Annotated in this window: 12 protein-coding genes; all 12 read left to right on the top strand. The window is 72.8% G+C overall.

What is annotated here, in order from left to right; all coding sequences use genetic code 11:
- Positions 1–200: 200 nt before the first annotated feature.
- The 12 genes from ACH4SP_RS37855 (at position 201) to ACH4SP_RS37800 (ending at position 20,993) form a co-directional block, all read left to right on the top strand.
- On the top strand, positions 201–2,759 hold the full coding sequence (locus ACH4SP_RS37855) for an amino acid adenylation domain-containing protein (protein WP_398422188.1): 2,559 nt from the start codon (positions 201–203) through the stop codon (positions 2,757–2,759).
- Between the two features lie 114 nt (positions 2,760–2,873).
- Positions 2,874–3,896 (top strand): TauD/TfdA family dioxygenase, encoded by a 1,023-nt coding sequence (locus tag ACH4SP_RS37850; protein ID WP_398422186.1) that lies wholly within the window; start codon positions 2,874–2,876, stop codon positions 3,894–3,896.
- A 44-nt stretch (positions 3,897–3,940) separates the two neighbouring features.
- Positions 3,941–4,975, top strand: a complete 1,035-nt coding sequence (gene sbnB / locus ACH4SP_RS37845; RefSeq protein ID WP_398422184.1) for a 2,3-diaminopropionate biosynthesis protein SbnB — start codon at positions 3,941–3,943, stop codon at positions 4,973–4,975.
- A 42-nt stretch (positions 4,976–5,017) separates the two neighbouring features.
- Positions 5,018–6,004, top strand: a complete 987-nt coding sequence (sbnA, locus tag ACH4SP_RS37840; protein ID WP_398422182.1) for a 2,3-diaminopropionate biosynthesis protein SbnA — start codon at positions 5,018–5,020, stop codon at positions 6,002–6,004.
- Positions 6,005–6,061: 57 nt separating this feature from the next.
- A complete protein-coding gene (locus tag ACH4SP_RS37835; protein WP_350233140.1) occupies positions 6,062–6,280 on the top strand; it encodes an MbtH family protein in 219 nt (72 codons plus the stop codon).
- 84 nt (positions 6,281–6,364) lie between these two features.
- A complete protein-coding gene (locus ACH4SP_RS37830) occupies positions 6,365–7,351 on the top strand; it encodes a TauD/TfdA family dioxygenase (protein WP_398422179.1) in 987 nt (328 codons plus the stop codon).
- Between the two features lie 39 nt (positions 7,352–7,390).
- Entirely contained in the window at positions 7,391–8,374 is a 984-nt protein-coding gene (locus tag ACH4SP_RS37825) for an ATP-binding cassette domain-containing protein (RefSeq protein ID WP_398422178.1), read from the top strand.
- Positions 8,371–9,183: an ABC transporter permease gene (locus ACH4SP_RS37820; RefSeq protein WP_398422176.1), complete on the top strand. Its 813-nt coding sequence runs from the start codon at positions 8,371–8,373 to the stop codon at positions 9,181–9,183. Before ACH4SP_RS37825 ends, ACH4SP_RS37820 begins: the two co-directional genes overlap by 4 nt.
- A 133-nt stretch (positions 9,184–9,316) precedes the next feature.
- Positions 9,317–9,931 (top strand): sensor domain-containing protein, encoded by a 615-nt coding sequence (locus ACH4SP_RS37815; protein WP_398422174.1) that lies wholly within the window; start codon positions 9,317–9,319, stop codon positions 9,929–9,931.
- Between the two features lie 287 nt (positions 9,932–10,218).
- Entirely contained in the window at positions 10,219–11,217 is a 999-nt protein-coding gene (locus ACH4SP_RS37810; protein WP_398422173.1) for a methyltransferase, read from the top strand.
- On the top strand, positions 11,214–12,383 hold the full coding sequence (locus tag ACH4SP_RS37805; protein ID WP_398422171.1) for a hypothetical protein: 1,170 nt from the start codon (positions 11,214–11,216) through the stop codon (positions 12,381–12,383). The genes ACH4SP_RS37810 and ACH4SP_RS37805 overlap by 4 nt, the downstream gene beginning before the upstream one ends.
- Before the next feature lie 222 nt (positions 12,384–12,605).
- The gene (locus ACH4SP_RS37800) at positions 12,606–20,993 is read left to right on the top strand and encodes an amino acid adenylation domain-containing protein (RefSeq protein ID WP_398422169.1); all 8,388 of its coding nucleotides are present in this window, start codon (positions 12,606–12,608) and stop codon (positions 20,991–20,993) included.

Here is a 20,993-nt window from a genome sequence, read left to right as displayed (position 1 = left end):
TGATCCGGGGCGTGATCCAGGAAGTTGACCCAGGGCGAGGTCCTGGGCCATCGCGGCGTATTGCTGACGCACGCCCCGATAGCCCTGGGGTTTCGAACCGATACCTAGCCAATAATCTGCTGCCCTAGCGTCGCTACCGACCATTGCACAGGTGCTGTCGAGCGCCCGGTCCGGGCGTTCGCGATGGAAGGTTAGGGCGAGTGAAGGTTCGGCAGGACGGGCGGCACAGCCAATCCGAACAGCGGCACACGACTGCCGAATCGTCGTCGACGGACCGGGAGCACTGGCAGCGGGTGCTCTCCGAGGGCGGGTACACGCCCCTGCCGAGGTGGTCCGGCGAGCAGCGCGAGCCGGGCACCGTCGAGGAACTCCGGACGCCCGTACCGGCCGTGGCCGCTCAGGCGCTGCGGCAGCCGGCGGACGACCCCGCCACCACCCCGGACACCGTGCTCCTGGCGGCCTGCGCACGGGTGCTGGCAGCCCTGACCTCCGACTCCGCCGTCGTGGTCGGTCACCTGGGCGGCGAAGGTTCCGCGGCGCAGCCGCTGCCCTGCCCGGTACCGGTGGCCGAAGGCCCGTGGCGGGCGCTGCTGGACACCGCGGCCGGGGCCGCCGCCGAGGTGACCGGCCGACCGGAGGCGGCCCTGACGGAACTGCGCGCCGAGACCGGCCGCACCGAAGCCCTCTTCGACACGGTCGTGGTCGCGGGCCGCGCCCCGCGCGCGGACGACCTGGCCCCCGAGACCCTGCTCGCCGTGGGCGTGGACACCTCGGGCGGGCAGCCGCACCTGGTCCTCGCGCACCGTCCGTACGCGCTCGACGCCGACCAGGCCGGGCGGATCGCCGGCTATCTGCTGGCCGCCCTGGAGGAACTGGCCCGCCACCCCGAGGCCGACCACCACGGGTGGAGCCCGGTCTCCGACGCGGAGAACCGGTTCCAGGTGGACGGACTGGCCGGTGCGCACCGCGACCTGCCCGACCGCCGGGTCCACCAGCTCTTCGAGGAGCAGGTCCGGCTGCGTCCGCAGGACATCGCCGCCGAACAGGGCGAACACTCCTGGACCTACCGCGAGCTCAACGCCCGCGCCAACCGCGTCGCCCACGCGCTGCGCTCCCACGGCCTGCGCGACGAGGACGTCGTCGCCGTCGTCAGCGAGCGCAACCTCCAGTGGCTCGCGGCCGTGCTCGGCGTCCTGAAGGCGGGCGGCGTCTACCTGCCGGTGGAGCCGCACTTCCCCGCCGACCGGATCACCGACATGCTCACCCGCAGCCAGTGCCGCCACGTGCTCGTCGAGCGCGACGCGTGCGCCGGACTGCCCGAGGCCCTGCAGGCCACCCCGGACGCCCGCGCGCACCACCTCGACGACGTCCTCGCCGCCGAACACCCCGACACCGACCCGGAGTTGCCCGTAGCGGCCTCCCAGGCCGCCTACATCTACTTCACCTCGGGATCCACGGGCAGGCCCAAGGGTGCCGTGTGCGAGCACGCCGGCTTCCTCAACCACCTCCTCGCCAAGATCGAGGACCTCGGGGTCCGCGAGGGCGGCGTGGTGGCGCAGACCGCCCCGCAGTGCTTCGACATCTCGCTGTGGCAGCTGGTCGCCGCGCTCGCCGTCGGCGGCCGCACCCGCATCATCGAGCAGAGCGCCGTCCTCGACGTGGCGCGCTTCGTCGAGACGCTGGAGAGCGCGCGCGTCGAGGTCGTCCAGGTCGTCCCCTCGTACCTGGAGGTGGTGCTGACCGAACTGGAGCGCCACCCGCGCGAGCTGCCCCACCTGCGCTGTGTCTCGGCGACCGGCGAGGCCCTCAAGAAGGACCTGGTGGCGCGCTGGTTCGCCACCTTCCCCGAGATCGCGCTGGCCAACGCCTACGGCCTCACCGAGACCTGCGACGACACCAACCACGAAGTCATGCGCGCCGTGCCCGCGCAGGCGTCGGTGCCGCTGGGCCGGCCGATCTCCAACGTACGGATCTACGTGGTCGACGAACTGCTGCGGCCGGTGCCGCTCGGCTCGCCCGGCGAGATCGTCTTCTCCGGCATCTGTGTGGGCCGCGGCTACGTCAACGACGAGGAGCGCACCCGCGCCGCGTTCGTCCCCGACCCGCACGTCCCCGGCGCCCGGATGTACCGCTCCGGCGACTTCGGCCGCTGGCTGCCGGACGGGCGGCTGGAGTTCCTCGGCCGCCGCGACAGCCAGGTGAAGATCAGCGGCTTCCGCATCGAGATCGGCGAGGTGGAGAACCAGCTGCTGCGGGTCTCCGGGGTGCGCGACAGCGCCGTCGTCATCGCGGGCGAGGGCGAGACCAAGCAGCTGGTGGCCTTCTACTCCGCCGCCCAGGAACTGTCCGCGCAGACCGTCGGCAAGGAGCTGGGCACCGCCCTGCCCGAGTACATGGTTCCTGCCCGCATCCACTACCTCCCCGCCCTGCCGCTCACCGCCAACGGTAAGATCGACCGCAAGGCGCTGACCCGCATGGTCGACGAACTCGGCCCGGACGAGGGCGAGTTCCAGGAGCCCCGTACGGACAGCGAGCGCAGGCTCGCCGGGCTGTGGGCGGACGCCCTCAAGCTCCCCGCCGACGGCATCGGCCGCAACACCCACTTCTTCGAAGCCGGCGGCACCTCGCTGGGCATGCTGCAGATGGCAGTCGCCCTGGACCGCACGGTGTCCCCCGCGGAGCTGATGAGCCGGCCGGTCCTCGCCGACCTCGCCGCCCTTCTGGACGAGCGGGCCGCCGGGGACGGCGGAGCGGCCTGATACCGGGCGCCCGCCCCTTCCCCCTGTCCGGCCCCGGTGGCCGGCCCTCCACTTCAGGCGCGTACGGCCCACTCCTTGTCCGTATGCCGCCAGACCGCCCAGAAAGGCAATCCGATGACGGCCACGACCGACGGCACCATGACCGGCGCGGCACTCCCCGCCGGTTACGAACCGGTCCTCGAGGCAGGGCTCACCCCCCTGCTGGAGGTCCCCGGCGCGGACTTCGACCTGCTGCCCGGCCAGGTGGTGCGGGACCTGGTGGCCCAGCACGGCGCGCTGCTCGTGCGCGGCCTCGGCCTGAGCGCTCCCGGCGACCTGGCACGCGCGGCGCGCTGGCTCGGTGTGACCCCGGTGGCCGAACGCGAGGGCTTCACCAGCCGCACCGAGCACGGCGAGGGCGTCTACTCCTCGTCCGCGTGGCCCGCCGACGAACCGATGTGCATGCACCACGAGTTGAGCTACGCCGCCGAGGTGCCCTCCGTCGCCCTCTTCGGCTGCCTGACCGCGCCCGCCTCCGGCGGCGCCACCGCGGTCGCCGACGCCCGGACGCTGCTGCGCTCCGTGCCCGCCGACCTGGTCGAGCGTTTCGCACGCCAGGGCTGGCTGCTGGACCGCGACTACCGCGAGGTGGGCGTCACCTGGTCGGAGGCCTTCGGTACGGAGGACCGCGCCGAGGTGGCCGCGTACTGTGCCGAGCACGCCATCGAGCACGAGTGGCTCGAAGGCGGCGTGCTGCGCACCCGCCAGCGGCGGGCCGCGGTGGTCGCCCACCCCGTCACCGGTGAGCGGCTGTGGTTCAACCAGATCGCGTTCCTCAACGGACTGACCCTGGAGAGCGCGGTCCGGGAGTACCTGACCTCCTTCTACGGCCCGGACGCGCTGCCCTTCAACACCCGTTTCGGGGACGGCGAGGCCATCCCCGAAGAGGTCATCGAAACGCTCAACGCCGCCTACACGGCCGCCACTTCGCGCCGCCCCTGGCAGGCCGGAGACCTTCTGGTCGTCGACAACCTGCGGACGGCGCACAGCCGCGAGGCGTACCAGGGGGACCGCGAGGTCGTGGCGCTCTTCGGCGACCCGGTGCGCCTCGCCGACCACGTGCACACCGACGTGCCGGCCCGCCCCGCGGCAGCCTGACCCCGTTCTCCCCGTTCTCCCCGCACTTCTCTACGGAGCTCTTCATGTCCCAGCAGCACGCGGCGCCCTCCTTCGCGGTGATACCCGGAGCACAGGTCAGCCAGGTCCTCGACGGCCGCGGCAAGGAGGTGGTGGACCTGATCGAGGCCGCCTACCGCCTGCACGGCGAGGGTGACACGGTCAACCCTCCCTCGTACTTCCTGCGCTTCCCCGACAAGCCCTCCTCGCGCATCATCGCGCTGCCCGCCTCCATCGGCGGCAAGGTCGCCACCGACGGAATCAAGTGGATCTCCAGCTTCCCGGAGAACGTGCAGGCCGGCATCCCCCGGGCCTCCGCCGTCCTCATCCTCAACGACCACGAGACCGGTTACCCGTTCGCCTGCCTGGAGAGCTCCATCATCAGCGCGGTGCGCACCGCGGCCTCCGCCGCGCTGGCCGCCGACCGGCTCAGCGCCGGCCGCCCGCGCCCGCTGCGGGTCGGCTTCTTCGGCGTCGGCCTCATCGCCCGCTTCATCCACACCCTGTTGCGCGAGACCGGCTGGACCTTCGAGGAGACGGGCGTCCACGACCTGTCCACCGAGCACGCGGTCGGCTTCACCGAGTACCTCGCCCAGTCCGGCGGGGCCGGCAACGTCACCGTCCACGACACCCCCGAGGACCTGATCCGGTCCTCGGACCTGATCGTCTTCGCCACCATCGCCGGGACCCCGCACGTCACCGACCCGGCTCTGTTCGCCCACAACCCCCTGGTGCTGCACGTCTCGCTGCGCGACCTGGCACCCGAGGTCGTACTGACGGGCACCAACGTCGTCGACGACGTCGAGCACTGCCTGAAGGCCAACACCTCCCTCCACCTGGCCGAACAGCAGGAGGGCAACCGGGACTTCGTCCACGGCACGCTCCACGACGTGCTGACCGGGGAGCTGAGCCCGGCCGCCGACCGCCCGGTGTTCTTCTCGCCCTTCGGGCTCGGCGTCCTCGACCTCGCGGTCGGCAAGCACGTCTACGACGTCGTGCGCGACTCGGGACAGCTGAACGTGGTCGACGACTTCTTCCACGAGATGCGCCGCTACGGCTGACGCTGCCCGCAAAAGAAAAGCCACTCAAGGCAGGGAGGTTCTGTGCCGATCATTTCGTCCCCCCAAGAGTTCAACGTGGAAGACCTGTACGTCGACCTCGACGCGGTGCTCGGCATTCCCGTGCACCTGAAGTGTGAAGGATTCAATTTCACCGGCTCCGTAAAGCAGAAGGCCGCCGTCGCCATGGTGGAGGCCGCGGAAGAAGCAGGGGAACTCACCCCGGGGTCGATCCTGGTGGAGTCCTCCTCAGGGAACCTGGGCGTCGCGCTGAGCATCATCGCGGCCAGTAAGGGATACGGCTTCGTCTGCGTCACCGACTCGCGGTGCAACCTCGCCTCCAAGCGCCTGATGGAGGCGTTCGGCGCCGTGGTGCACACCATCACCGAACCGGCGCGCGAGGGCGGGTTCCTGGCCGCGCGCATCGCCCACGTCCGCGCGATGTGCGACGAGGACGAGCGGTACGTCTGGCTCAACCAGTACGTCAACCAGGCCAACTGGAAGGCGCACCACCGCCACACCGCGCCCGCCGTCGCCCGCGCCCACCCGGGCCTGGACGTCCTGTTCGTCGGCGCGGGCACCACCGGAACGCTGATGGGCTGCGCCCGCTGGTTTAAGGAGCACCGGCCGGGCGTGCGCGTCGTGGCCGTGGACAGCGTCGGCTCGGTCGCCTTCGGACACCCCCCGGAACCCCGCATGATCCCGGGCCTTGGCACCGGAGTGCGCCCGCAGCTGCTGGACGAATCCTTCGTCGACGACGTGGTGATGGTGCCCGAGCCCGACACCATCCGCATGTGCCACCGGCTCGCCGCCCGCGGCTTCCTGTTCGGCGGCTCCACCGGAACGGTCGTCAGCGGCGCCGCCCGCTGGCTGGCCGAACACACGGGAGGCGAGCGGATCGAGGCCGTCGCGCTCGCGCCCGACCTGGGCGAGCGCTACCTCGACACCGTCTACCACGCCAACTGGGCGCAGGGCATCTACGGCCCCGACGTACTCGACGACGCGCCCGTCCCGCAGAACTCGCTGTCGTAACCGGACCATTCCGCGACAGCCACGCATCGAACGAACCCAGAAAGAGGCACACCACACATGAGCACCAACCCGTTCGAGGACAACGACGCCCGCTACCTGGCCCTGGTCAACGACGAGGGCCAGTACTCCCTGTGGCCCGTCTTCGCCGAGGTACCGGCCGGCTGGCGCCCCGCCCGTGAGGAGGGCGGCCGCGAGGAGATCCTCGCCTTCATCACCGAGCAGTGGACCGACATGCGCCCGCTGAGCCTCGTCCGCGCCATGGAGAACGCCGGCTGACAGCGCGGCACCGCCGCCGGCCCGCGGGCCGCAGCTGTCAGGGACCCCGTACACATACATGAACCACCAGAAGGTGAAGTCTTGATGACTGTGGTAATGGAGACCGGCGCCCAGGCGGCGGTCGTGACACTGGCGGGCGACGACGCCGCGCGGACCGAGACGGTTGCCCGGCGGCTGACCAGGGCCGCCGACGGCAAGGTGGACAGCCACGAGTGGGTCGACGCGGCCCGCCGGGAGCGGCACGAGCTGCCCTCCGGGCTGCGCGCCCCCCTCGGCGAGTTCCGCAGGGACTCCGGAACCAGCGGAGTCCTGCTGATCCGGGGCCTGCCCGTGGACGCCGCGGCGCTGCCCGACACCCCCTCCACCGCCGACTCGGTGCAGCGGGAGGCCAGCGTGTCCGCGGCGGTCCTGACGATGATCGCCTGCAGCCTCGGCGACCCCGCCGCCTTCCGCCCGGAGAAGACCGGCGCGCTGGTCCAGGACGTGGTCCCGGTCCGGGGCAAGGAGGAGTTCCAGGGCAACGCCGGCTCCGTCCTGCTGACCTTCCACAACGAGAACGCCTTCCACCCGCACCGTCCCGACTACGTGATGCTGCTGTGCCTGCGGGCCGACCACGACAAGGTCGCCGGGCTGCGCACCGCGGGCATCCGCGCGGCGCTGCCGCTGCTGAGCGAGGAGACCCAGGAGGTCCTGCGCAGCCCGGAGTTCCGTACCGACCCGCCGCCGTCCTTCGGCGGCTCGGGCGGCGGGGACACCGAGGCGCAGCCCATCCTGACCGGTGCGCACGAGGACCCCGACCTGCGCGTCGACTTCGCCGCCACCCAGCCGCTCACCGGCCGGGCGACCCAGGCGATGGCCGAGCTCCAGGACGCCTTCGACAAGACCTCCCTGAGCACCGTGCTCGGCCCCGGCGACCTGGCGATCGTCGACAACCGCATCACCACGCACGGCCGTTCGGCCTTCGTCCCGCGCTACGACGGCAAGGACCGCTGGCTGCAACGCACCTTCGTCCTCAACGACCTGCGCCGCTCCCGCCGCCTGCGGATGCAGGATGGCTATGTCCTCGACTGAGCAGCGGAACAGCAGCACTGCGGAAAGCACGAGGACCTCATGACTCCTGCCATCCTCATCGAGGGCCTGGCCAAGAGCTACGGCGGCAACCCGGTGGTCAAGGACGTGAGTCTTGAGGTGCCCACCGGGCACGTGCTCGGACTGCTCGGCCCCAACGGCGCGGGCAAGACCACCACGGTCAAAATGGTCTCCACCCTGATCAGACCGGACAGCGGGCGGGTCCTGGTGTGCGGCTACGACGTGGTGCGCCAGGCCGGCGAGGTCCGCTCGCTGATCGGGCTCACCGGCCAGTACGCCTCCGTCGACGAGGACATCTCCGGCTGGGAGAACCTCTACGTCATCGCCCGGCTGTTCAACTTCCCCCGCCGCAGGGCCAGGGCGCGGGCGGACGAGATGCTGGAGCGCTTCCAGCTCACCGACGTCGGTACCCGTGCCGTCGGCCGCTACTCCGGCGGCATGCGCCGCCGCCTGGACCTGGCCGCCAGCCTGGTCGGCAGCCCCCGCGTGCTGTGCCTCGACGAGCCGACCACGGGACTCGACCCGCACAGCCGCAACGCCATGTGGGCCGAGGTCCGGCGGCTGGCCGACCAGGGCACCACGGTGCTGCTCACGACCCAGTACATGGAGGAGGCTGAGGCACTGGCCGACTCCCTGGTCGTCATCGACCGCGGGCAGGTCATCGCCCGGGGAAGGACGGCGGAGTTGCGCGCGCGGCTGGGCGGCCAGGTGCTGCGCATCCGGCCCGAGCGGCCGGTGGACTCGGCCGAGCTGCGCCGGGCCCTGGAGGGCCGCGGGTACGCCGTCGCCCTGGCCGACGAGGAGACCGGACAGATCCGGCTTCCGCTGTCGGGCGACGGGGCCCAACTGACCGACGTGGTCCGTGCCGTGGGACAGAGCGACATCCCGCTCGCCGGTCTCGACGTGCGCATACCCAGCCTGGACGAGGTATTCCTGACGCTGACCGGGGCCGACGGGGCCTCGCAGGCGCAGTCCGAAGTGCTGCCCGCGAGGAGTGCGGTGTGAGTTCACAGACCATGGCTCCGAACGCGGGGCGGATCTCCCTGGGGCGGGGGGTGCGCCCGCTGGTGCGCCACTCGCTGGCGCTCACCCGGCGCAACCTGCGCAAGGCGATGGCCAGTCCGGGCCAGATCATCGACGCCACGCTGATGCCGGTGACGCTGTCGCTGGTCTTCATCTACACCTTCGGCGGCGCGGTCTCCGGGGACAGCGCGGAGTACCGGCAGTACCTGATGCCCGGCATCATGGCGCTGACCATCACCACCACCTGCCGTACCTCGGGCATCGCCCTGAACATGGACTTCACCAGCGGGGTGATGGACCGCTACCGGTCGATGCCGGTGGCGCGTTCGGCGGTGCTCATCGGCCGGATCCTCGCCGACACGTGCCGGATCCTGGCGGGTCTGCTGGTGGTCCTGGCCTTCGGGTTCCTGATCGGCTTCCGGGTGCACACCTCCGTCGCCGCCACCGCCGCGGCGATCGGCATCCTGCTGCTGTACGGGGTCGCGCTCTGCCTGCTGCAGGCGTTCATCGGCCTGGCCGCGCGGGGGATGGAGACCGTGCAGAGCGTCAGCACCCTGGCGATGGTGCCGCTGCAGTTCGGCAGTTCCATCTTCGTGCCGCCGGACACCATGCCGTCCTGGCTGCGGCTCTTCGTCGAGAACAACCCGATGACCGCGGTCGTGGACGCCTCCCGGTCCCTGATGGTCGGGGGGCCGGTCGCCCACTCGGCGCTGACGGCGGTGCTGTGGAGCTTCGCGTTCATCGCGGTGTTCGCGCCGCTGAGCGTGTGGAAGTACCGCACGCGCAGTTAGAACCGCCCCGCACGGCAGCAGCCGGTGGCCGGGGTGCGGTGAGGTGCGGAGTGTCGGGGGTGGGGCAAACCGAACCCCCGACCTCCGTACAGGCACGGTCGATCGGTGCCCCCACGGGCGGGATCCTTGAGGCATGGACCTCACCCAGCAGCCCGTCACCCGCCACCTCCGCCCCACCGGCCGGATCGGCGTGATCCTGCGCGAGCCCTTCCGGGCGGAGACCTGGCTCCGGCTGGCCTACCTCCTCCTCGCGCTCCCCGTCGGCCTCCTCTGCGTCCCGCTCGCCCTGGTCGGCGGGCCGGCGGGCCGCATCCAGCGTGCTCTGGCCCGACGGCTGCTGGGCGTACAGGTCGACGAGCCGGAGCGCACCGGGCCGCTGGCGCTCGTGCACGCGGTGGTCAGCACCCCGCTGAACCTCGTCGCGGCCGTGTTCTCCGGCTTCTTCCTGTTCGCCGTGGCGATCAACCTCGGCTATCCGCTGCGGCCCGACAACGACACCTCGGACTCCTGGGGCGGCCCCACGATGGCCGGCGCCTGGGCGGTGCACGCCGCGGGCGGCGTGCTCTTCCTCCTGGTCGCGCCCTGGGTCATGAAGGGGTTCGCCGCGCTCCAGACCCGGCTGGTCAGGGGCTTCCTCGGCGCGGACCGCAGCGGCCTCCTGCGGACGACCGCGCTGCCGATGGCGGTCGCCGCGGTGTGCGGCCTGCTGGCGGTCCTGCTGGCGCTCCCGCTCATCCACCAGGCCTGAGCGCTCCGTCTGGATGTGCCGTGAGGCGCAGTTGCTCATCTGCGGCGCCGTGGTGGCTGGTCGCGCCCGCGCGGCGGAGCCGCAGATCCAGCACGATCCCGCGCCCCTATGGGGCGCTTTCGTCCCCTTATTCATTCTCTATTCGCAGCCGCCTCGGGCAATAGGGAATGGGCTGACCCGGTCGGTAACGAAACGATATGCGGGACGGATATTTTTCGTCGGAGATGGGAATATGCGGCCGTGCGGAACTGACGGCCGGCGTTTTCGAAAATCACCGAGGGGAACCGATGCCGTCCAGCAGTCTCGACCGTGCCATGTTCGGAATGTTCTCGACGCATGCTCTGCATTTGGCCGACAAGCACGGCGTCTTCACTCAGCTGATGGCCGGGGGACCGGCCACCCCGGCGTCCGTCGCCGCCGCCCGCCGGATCGACGAGGAGACCCTGGAACGGCTGCTGGTGCTCCTGGCGTCCGTGTCGGTCGTCGAACGCGGCACCGACGGCACGTACCGCGTCGCGGACGAGCTGCGGCCCTTCTTCGACACGGAGAGCCCCCGCTACATCGGCGGATTCGTGCGTCACTTGGTGACCAACACGACCGGTCGCCTGGAGCAGCTCGACGACTACCTGACCCGCGGCAAGGCGGTCGTGGACGCGGACCTCCCGGCGCCCTTCGACACGATCTACCACGACGAGGAAGCCACCCGGGAATTCCTCGAAGCCATGTGGAACCTGAGCTTCGGGGTGTCCGAGGAGCTGGCCGCTCTCGCCGGGCTCGACGGCGTCCGGCAGCTCGTGGACGTGGGCGGCGCCAGCGGCGCGTTCGCGGTGGCGGCCCTGTCCCGGTACCCGGAGCTGAACGTCACGGTCTTCGACCTCCCCGCGGTCGGCCCCTTCCTGGAGAACACCCGGCGCGAGCAGGGGCTGCAGGACCGCCTCGGGTTCGCCCCCGGCGACTTCTTCCGGGACCCGCTGCCGGCGGCGGAGTGCCTCTCCTTCGGCTACATCCTCTCCGACTGGGACGACAAGACCTGCGTCGAGCTGCTGCGCAAGGCGTACGACGCGTGCGCGAGCGGCGGCCGCGTCCTGCTGATGGAGCGTCTCTTCGACGAGGACGGCGGCCCGTTGGCGACGGCGGCGATGAACCTGTCGATGCACGTGGAGACCCAGGGACGGCACCGCACGGCGGCCGAGTACCAGGGCCTCCTGCGGGAAGCCGGCTTCGGCGAGTGCACGGCACACCGCTCCACCTGGGACAAGCACCTCATAGTGGGGAGGAAGGCGTGACAGCGGCCCTGGAACTGGCCGCCGCACGCTATCTGACACCCCATCAGCGAGAGATCGCGCAGCTCCAGCGGACGCGCGGCCGCTCCCGCCTGGAACCCGCGGAGGCGGAAGCCCTCGCGGCGCTGCACGACACCCTGCCCCCGAACCCGAGCGGTGCCGACGAGGTCACCGGGCTGCTCACCCGCCCGGTCAGCCGCGAGCTGGAGATACCGGAGTACTACCGCTACTCCTGCATGCACTCCTACGGCTGGTTCCTCGACCAGTTTCCCGACGACCCGGTCGCCGGGGCGCTGCTGGCCCTGCACACCACCCTGACCGACCTGGTCGAGGTGGAGCGCGCGGCATGGGAGGCGGGTGTCCAGCCGGAGTGCGGCGACGAGCGGATCAAACGCCTGGACGAGGCGATCGCGGTCGTCTGCGGCACCGTGGTCAACCAGGTCCTGCGGGTACGCATCGGGGATCTGGTCGACCAGGCGGCCGTCGACCCGGTGCTGGACCGTCGTACCGCGGTGCTGGCCGAGAGCACCAGGTTCCCGCGCTCCGACCGGCACGAGGAGAACGTCTTCCTGCGCGCGGTCCAGTGCTGCGAGATGCTCTTCTTCCTGGTGCGGCGGCTCGCGGTGGAAACGGCCGCCACCAAGGACGAGTTCCCCGCGCGGGCGGCCGCCCGGCTGGAACTCGCCGGTGTGTGCGCCGGTCTGCTCAACGACGTCTTCCACGTCCTGCGCACGCTCACCCCGGAGGGCTTCATGACCTTCCGGGACTTCACCGGTGCGGCCAGCGCGGTCCAGTCGCTGAACTACCACGCCATGGAGATCTCGATCTACGGGTACGACCCGCGCAAGGCCGAGGTGTTCGGGGCCGTGGGCCATCTTGAGGTGCTCAACAGCGCGGAGGTCCGCTCCCACCAGCCGTTGAAGGCCGCGCTCGCGGGCACCGCCGACCAGCGCCTGGAGGAGGGCTGGAACGAGCTGGACAGATCACTGTCCAAGTGGCGCGGAGGGCACTACCGGTTCGCGAGGACCTATCTGCCCTCGGACACGCCCGCCTCCGGCGGCACCGACGGGGCTGCCTATGTGAAGCGGTTCGTCAAGAAGGACGCGTGCGTGGCTGGTGCCGATCCGTTCGGCGGACTGCCGCTCTTCTCCGGGTTCCTCTACCACTGAGGAGCCGGCTCACCCACCTCGCCGTGCGTGGGCCGGGCCCGGGGGACGGGCCAGGACTTCACCTCTGCGCAGCGCCAACTCCCCCTGGAAGAAGGCGTGTTGAGTGACCGGGGCGCCCGCACCACGCGGGGTGGGCGCCCCGCCGGACCGGCGCACCGCGCGAGCCGCTCGTACCTCCGTGTCCGTACGAACTGTCCGATTCACCCGGAGCCCGGAGGCGGCATGACCCTGACCGAGCTGTTCGCCGAGCAGGTCGCGCGCACCCCGCACGCGACGGCCGTCGTCGACGAGGAACAGCGGCTGACCTTCGCCGAACTCGACCGGCGCACCGACGAGGTGGCCTGCCGTCTCGCCCGAAGGGGCGTCGGCCCCGATGTGCTGGTGGGGCTGTACGTCGAGCGCAACGCCGACATGGTCGTCGGCGTGCTGGGCATCCTGAAGGCCGGTGGCGCCTATGTGCCGCTGGACCCCGCGTACCCGCGCGAGCGGCTGGAGCTGATGGCGGCCGACTCCGGGGCCGCCCTCGTCCTCACCCGGTCGGGCCTCGCCCACCGGCTGCCTGTCGGAGCGCCCGCGACGGTGTTCCTCGACCCGGGCCCCGGCGGCCGGGACGCGGACGGCACCGGCCCTGACACCACCCCCGTCACCGGCCCGCTGCCCCGGTCGGCGGCCTACCTGATGTACACCTCCGGTTCGACGGGCGTGCCCAAGGGCGTCGTGGTCGAACACCGGGGGCTGCTCAGCGTGTTCGACGCGTGGGAGGAGCTCTACGGGCTGCGCCGCAACAAGCTGCGGTTCGTGTCGGTCACCAGTCTCTCGGTGGACCTCTTCCTCGCCGATCTGCTGCGGTCGGTGTTCGCCGGCGGAACGGTCGTCATCGCGCCCCGGGGCACCGTCGCCGACCCCGCACGGCTCCTGGACCTGCTGGAGTCCGAGCGGGCCGACGCCGTGGAACTGGTGCCGAGCCTGGCGAAGGCGCTGGGCCGGGAGGCGGTGGCCCGCGGCCGCACGCTGCCCGCGCTGAAGCTGCTCTCCGTCGGTTCCGAGGGCTGGCTGGCCGAGGACTGCCGGGAACTGCTCGGCCTCCTCGCGCCCGGCACCACCGTCGTCAACGCGTACGGTGCCACCGAGACCCCCGTCGACGCCTGTGTGTTCTTCCCGGCCCGCCAGGACGCCGGGGACAGCCCCCTGGTCCCGGTCGGACTGCCCGTGCCCGGCACCACCGCCCACGTCCTGGACGCACGGCTGCTGCCGGTGGCGGAGGGCGGGAGCGGAGAGCTGTGGATCGGGGGTCCTGGCGTCGCCCGTGGCTACCACGGACGCCCGGCGGAGACCGCGCTGCGGTTCGTGCCCGACCCGTGGGCCGTGGGCGGACGCCTGTACCGGACCGGCGACCTGGCGCGCCGACGGCCGGACGGAGTCCTGGAGTTCCTCGGCCGGGCCGACGAGCAGATGAAGGTCCGTGGCCACCGCGTCGAGCCGGGGGAGATCGAGAACACGCTGGTGCGCCACCCGGACGTCGCCGCAGCGGCCGTGGCCGTACGCGGCGGCGGGAGGCAGGGGCCCCGGCGCCTGATCGGCTTCCTGGTGCCCACCGAGCACGGCGGACCCGACCTCGGGGAGCTGCACGACTTCCTCCGCAGGCAGCTGCCGGAGCACCTGGTCCCGGCCGCACTGGTCCCGCTGGACGCGCTGCCCCTGCTGCCGAACGGGAAGGTCGACCGCAACGCCCTCCCCGACGCGCCCCCTTCCGCACCGGCCGACGGCCCCGCACCCCGTGACCAGCGCGAACGGGCGCTGGCCGTGCTCTGGGCGGAAGTGCTCGGCGTCGCACACGTCGGCGTGCACGAGGACTTCTTCGCCCTCGGCGGCGACTCGGTGCACGCCACGCAGCTCGTCGGACGGATCCGCGCCGCCCTGGCGGCCGACCTCTCGGTACGTACGCTCCTCGCGCACCGCACCGTCGCCGCACTCGCCCGGGTACTGCCCGAGCACCCGGCACCGGCCGTCCCCGCCGCACCGGCCACCCCCGCCGCACCTGCCGTCCCCGCCGCTCTTGCTGCCTTTGTCGCGGAGCGGCCGGACGCGACGGCGGCCGGGCAGCCGCGCACCCTGTCGCTCTCTCCCGTCCAGCAGCGGCTGTGGTTCCTGCACCAGTACGCGCCCGGAGCGGACTACAACGTCGGCTGCGCCGTGCGCCTCACCGGCCCGCTGGACCCCGAAGCGCTCGACGGGGCCCTCACCCGGGTCGTGGCCCGCCACGAACCACTGCGCACCACGTTCGCCGCCGACGCGGCGGGCCGGGGCACCCAGACCGTGCACCCTCCGGGGCCGGTCGCGGCGGAACGGACCGACCTCACGGGAGTGCCCGAGGCCGAGCGGGAACGGGCGGTGCGGGACCTGCTGCGCGCCGAACTGCTGAACCCCTTCGACCTCTCCCGCGGACCGCTGCTGCGGCCCCGGCTCGTCCGGCTGACCCCGACCGAGCACATCCTCTCGCTGAGCGCCCACCACCTCGTCACCGACGACTGGTCCTACGAGATCCTCCTCGCCGAACTGGGCGCGCACTACACCGCCGGGACCACCGGCCCGCCCGCCGTGCTGCCCGGCCTGCCGGTGACGTACGGCGACCACGGCAGCCGGCAGCGCACCCGGCTGGCCGACGGTGTTACGGACACCCAACTGGCGTACTGGAAAAGACAGTTGGCCGGAACGACCCCGCTGGAACTGCCCACCGACCGCGCCAGGACCCCGCACACGGGCACCGACGGCGCACGCGTCCGGCACCGGATTCCAGGACCGGTCCTGGACCGGCTGCGCGCACTCGCCCACGCGCGGGGCGCCACCCTGTTCCAGGCCCTCCTGACCGCCTGTCAGATCCTCTTCGCCCGCCACAGCGGGCAGCGCGACATCGCGGTGGGAACGGTGACCTCCGGGCGCGAGTACCCCGAACTCGACCACCTGATCGGGTTCTTCGTCAACACCCTGGTACTGCGCACCGAGGTGCCCGACGACACGCCCTTCACCGACCTGCTCACCGACGTGCGCGACACCATGCTCGACGCGGCCGAGCACGCCGAACTCCCCTTCGACCAGCTCGTCGAGGCACTCGCCCCGGCCCGCGCCGCGGACCGCACCCCGCTGGTCGAGACCCTCGTCGTCATGCGCAACGCCCCCACCCGCGCCCACCGCTTCGGCCCCCTCCGCGTCAGCGACGTCGACACACCCGCGGTGCGCGCCGCCCTCGAACTCACCGTGGAGTTCCAGGAGAGCGACGACGGGCTGACCGTCGACCTCCTCTACAACACGGCCCTCTTCGACCGCACGACGATCCAGCGGCTGGCCGACGGGCTGGAGACGCTGCTCACCGGCATCACGGACGATCCCGCGCGCACCCCGCGCGGCCTTCCCCTGCTCACCGACGGCGAGCAGGACCGGCTGCTCGCCGCGGGGCGCTCCCCGCAGGAGCCGGCGGACGACGCCTGCGTGCACGACCTCTTCCACGCCCAGGTCCGCCAGGGACCCGACCGGATCGCCGTCGTCCGCGGGGCGGAACAGCTCAGTTACGCCCAGCTCGACGCCCGCGCCAACCGGCTCGCCCACCATCTCGCCGCGCAGGGCGTCGGCCCCGACGTCCCGGTGGCGCTGTGCCTGGACCGCGACCCCGAGCTCCTCGTCGCCGCGCTCGCCGTACTGAAGGCGGGCGGCGCCTTCGTACCCCTGGACCCCGGGCAGCCGACGAGCCGCGTCGCCGCCGTCGTCGCCGACAGCGGCGCCCGGGTGCTGGTCGCCGGGCAGCGGCACCTGCCACGGCTCCCCGACGGCTTCAGCACCGTGGTGTGCCCGGACCGGGCCGCCGACCGGGCGGCCGTGGCCGCCCGCCCCGCCACCGTGCCCACGCACCGCGCGCTGCCCGGCAACCTGGCCTACGCGGTGTACACGTCGGGTTCCACCGGCCGCCCCAAGGGAGTGCTCGTCCCGCACGCCGGGATCGGCAACCTGGCCGCCGACAGCCGGACGACCCTGGGCCTGCGGCCGGGCGCCCGGATGCTCCAGCACCTGTCCTTCGCCTTCGACGGCGGCATCTGGCAGGCCCTGATGCCGCTGCTGACCGGCGCGACCGTGTGCATGAGCCTGCCCGAGGAGTACGAGGACCCCGCACTGCTCGCCCGGCGGATCCGGCAGGACGCCGTCACCGTGCTGATGCTTCCGCCCGCGCTGCTCGCGGCCCTGGACCCGGCGTCCCTGCCCGACCTGGAACTCGTCTGCTCCGCTGCGGACGTGTGCTCCGTGGACACCGCCCGGCGGTGGCGCGCGGTGCATCCCTTCGCCAACCTGTACGGCCCCACCGAGACCACCATGTGCGCGACCGCCCACCTCGTGGCGCGGGGCCCGGCGGCGGAACAGGAACGCGTCGTCCCGATCGGCGGACCCGTGCGGGGGGTACGGCACTACGTGCTGGACCGGAGCCTGAACCTCGTCCCCGCCGGTGTGGCGGGCGAGCTCTACCTGGCCGGGGCCGGGCTCGCCCGGGGCTACCGGGGCAGCGGGTCCCGTACCGCGGAACGGTTCGTCGCCGACCCCTGGGGCGGTCCTGGCAGCCGGATGTACCGGACCGGCGACCTGGTGCGGTGCCGGGCCGACGGGGTCCTGGAGTTCCTCGGCCGCGGCGACGACCAGGTCAAGATCCGCGGCTACCGGGTGGAGACCGGCGAGGTCACCGCGGCGCTCGCCGCCCATCCCGACCTCGCCGAGGCGGTGGTGACCCTCCCCGGCACCGGCCGGACGGGGGAGCCGGGCCGGCTGACCGCCTATGTGGTGCCCGCCCCCGGGCGGCCCGCGCCCACCACCACCGCGCTGCGCAGGCACCTGGGAACCCTGGTGCCCGACTACATGATCCCCTCGGTGTTCGAGGTCCTCGACGCCGTCCCGTTGACCCGGCACGGCAAGGTCGACCTGCGCGCCCTGCCCGAGCCGCGGGACGGGCGGCACGTCGAGCCCGCGTACGCCGCCCCGACGACCCCGGCCGAACACACCCTCGTCGCGGTGTGGTCGCAGGTGCTCGGCGTCCGCGAGGTCGGGGTGGACGACGACTTCTTCGACCTCGGCGGCGACTCCCTCACCAGCGTCCGGCTCGCCGCAGGAGCCCGCGCAGCGGGTCTCGCCCTGACCCCGAAGGACGTCTTCACCCGGCCGACCGTCCGCGCACTCGCGCAGGAGGCCGGGGCTCTCGGGCAGGAGGCCGGGGCTCTCGCGCAGGAGACCGGGGCCCTCGCGCAGGAGGCCGGAACCCTTGCGCGGAAGGCCGGGGCGGACGTCCCGCCGGACACCGCCCGCCCGGGGGCGTACGAGGACCGGCCGGGCCCGACGGCCGCCCGCCCGGAGCCCGTACCGCCGGGTGAGGACCACGATTCGTATCCCCTCACCCCGCTGCAGAGCGGTCTGCTGTACCACTCGCTGGCCGCGGAAGGCGCACCGGACGTCGAAGGCTCACCGGACGTCGAAGGCGCACCGGACGTCTACGCCCGGCGGATCGGCGTCACGATCGGCGGCGTCACGGACCCGCACCTCCTCGTGCGCGCCTGGCAGTTCGTGGTGGACCGCACCCCGGCGCTGCGCAGCACCGTGACGGAGGGCGGGGGCGCGGGACCCGTGCAGCGGGTGCAGCCGCGTTTCGTCCTCCCGGTCGGTCACCACGACTGGCGCGGACTCTCCGAGCCGCACCGCCGGGAGCGCCTGGCGGAACTGGAGGCGCACGACCTCGCGCACGCACCGGATCCGCGCAAGGAGGTGCCCCTGCGGCTCACCGTGGTACGGACGGCCGACGACGAGGTACGGCTGCTGTGGACCTGCCACCACCTCTTCCTCGACGGCTGGAGCATCGCCGAGGTCCTGCACGACGTGCTCGCCGCGCACGCCGCCCTGGCGGCGGGACGCACCCCCGACCTCCCCGACCGCACCCCCTTCAGCCACTACGTGCGCTGGCTCGAAGCCCAGGACCTGAGCGCCGCCCGCACCTACTGGAGCCGGGCCCTGGCAGGATTCCCCGCCCCCACGCCCCTGCCCTACGCCGGCGCCCCCGCACCGGGACACCGGCCGCGCTCCGGCACCGCGCACCTGGAACGGCTGGAGGAGAGCGCGCACCGGGAACTCCAGGACTTCGCCCGGAGCAGCGGACTCACCGTCAACACCCTGGTCCAGGCAGCCTGGGCGCTCCTGCTGGCGAGGCACAGCGGAAGCGACGACGTCCTCTTCGGCGCCACGGTGGCGCACCGCGGCCCCGATCCGCACGGCGCGGAGTCCGTCATCGGGCTGCTGATCAACACGCTGCCGGTGCGGATACGGATCGACGGGGCCGCCCCCGTGCGGGACTGGCTGCGCCGGGTGCAGTCGGAACAGGCGGAGGCCAGGCAGTACGACACCTACCCGCTGCCCGAACAGCGGGCCCACACCTCGGTCGCACCGGGCACCCCGCTCTTCGACACGGCCGTCTCCTTCGACAACCTGCCGGTCGACCCCACCGCGCTGGCCACCGGCGGCCTTCGGGTCAGCGCCCTGGACACCGACAACGCCACCAACTACCCGCTGTCCCTGCTGGTGCGCACCGAATCCACCCTGGTGCTGGAAGTGCGCTGCGACAGCACGCTGTTCGACGCGGGCGCTGCGCGGCGGCTCGCCGGACAGCTGCGCGCACTGCTGGCACAGCTGTCGGCACCCGGCCTGCGGCAGGTCGCCGAAGTGGCCCTGCCCGCCGAGCACCTCTCCCGCACCTCCCGGCCGGCCGTCCCCGCCGCGCCGCCCGCGCGGTGCGCGCACGAACTCTTCGCCGAGCAGGCCGCGCGGAACCCCGGCGCGCCCGCCCTGCGCGAGGGGACGCAGGAGATGAGCTACGCCGAACTGGAGCGCAGGGCCAACCAGTTGGCCCACCACCTGCGCGAGCACGGCGTCGGCCCCGACCGCCCGGTCGGCCTGGCACTGCCGAGGGGCATGCGCCACACGGTCGCCCTGCTGGCCATCCTCAAGGCAGGCGGCGCCCACCTCCCGCTGGACCTCGCGCACCCCGGCGAACGGCTCCGCGGAATACTCACGGACACCGGTGCGGCCCTGCTCCTCACCGACCGGTCGACACCGGCCGACCGGTGCCCGCCAAAGACACCGGTCCTGCACCTCGACACCCTCGCGGGCCTGCTCGCGACGTACCCGGCGACACCGCCGCCGGTCGAGGTGCTGCCCGACCACCTCGCGTACATCATCCACACGTCGGGGTCGACGGGCCGTCCCAAGGGCGTCGCGGTCACCCACCGCGGGGTGACCGGAATGCTCGCGGGGGCCGCCCGTTCCGCCCCCGCGGGGCCGGGGCACCGGGTGCTGCAGTTCGCCGCCGCCGGGTTCGACGCGGCCTTCTGGGAGACGGCCATGGCCCTCTTCAACGGGGCCGCGCTGGTGCTCGCCCCCACGCGGGACCTGCTGGCGGGGCCGCCCCTGGCGCGCACCCTCGCCGAGCACCGGGTGACCCATGCGACGCTGCCGCCCGCGGTGCTGGCCGTGCTGCCCCCCGGCAGCCTGCCGCCCGGACTGGTGCTCTTCGCCGCGGGGGAGGCCTGTCCGCGGGAGGTCGCCGCCCGTTGGGCCCCGGAGCGCACGATGTTCAACGCGTACGGCCCCACGGAGGCGACCGTGTGCGCGACGGTCAGCGCCCGGCTGGACGGCGCCGGGGAACCGGAGATCGGCGAACCCGTCCCCGGCACCGGCGTCTGGGTGCTCGACGAGCGGCTGCGGGCCGTTCCCGACGGGGTGACGGGCGAGCTCCACCTCAGCGGCCAGGGACTCGCGCGAGGGTACGTCGGCCGGTTCGCGCTGACCGCCGAGCGCTTCGTGGCCAGTCCCTACGGGCCGCCCGGAACCCGGATGTACCGGACGGGGGACCTGGTGCGCCGACTGCCCGACGGGGGACTCGTCTTCCGGGGGAGGGCCGACGACCAGGTCAAGGTCCGGGGATTCAGGGTCGAACCCGGCGAGGTCGAGAGGGAGCTGACCCGCCACCACGAGGTGGCCCAGGCCGCCGTCGTGGCGGTGGGCGAGGCACAGGGACGCAGGCTGGTGGCCCATGTCGTGCCCGTGGAGGGCAGCGCTCCGAGCGTCGTCGGGCTGCGCGAACACCTGGCCCGCAGGCTCCCGCCGCACCTGGTCCCCGACCTCGTCAGGCTGCACCGCGCACTGCCGTTCACCGCCAACGGCAAGATCGACCGGCGCGCCCTGGAAACGCGTACCTCGGGCGAGGCTCCGGCCGCCCCGCGCCGCGCGGCCCGGGACGACGCGGAACGGACGGTCGCCGAGGTGTGGGCGCGGCTGCTGGAACGCGAGGCCGACGACATCGGCGTCCAGGAGAAGTTCTTCGAGGCCGGCGGCACCTCCCTGACCCTGATGCAGCTCGCCCAACGGCTCACCGCGCTCGGCGGCGCACCCGTACCGGTGGCCGCGCTCCTGGAGCACACCACGGTCGAGGCCATGGCGAAGCTGCTGACGCCCCCGGCGCGGCACCCCGCGGGCACCGCACCGACAACAGGGCAGCACACCGGCCCCGACCACGAAGGCGACTACGCACTGTGA

Origin of the sequence: Streptomyces sp. NPDC021093 (assembly GCF_044333135.1) — a bacterium.
Classification (GTDB): domain Bacteria; phylum Actinomycetota; class Actinomycetes; order Streptomycetales; family Streptomycetaceae; genus Streptomyces.
Note: the sequence above shows the minus strand (reverse complement) of the source record. Positions and strands in the feature narration are given on the sequence as shown.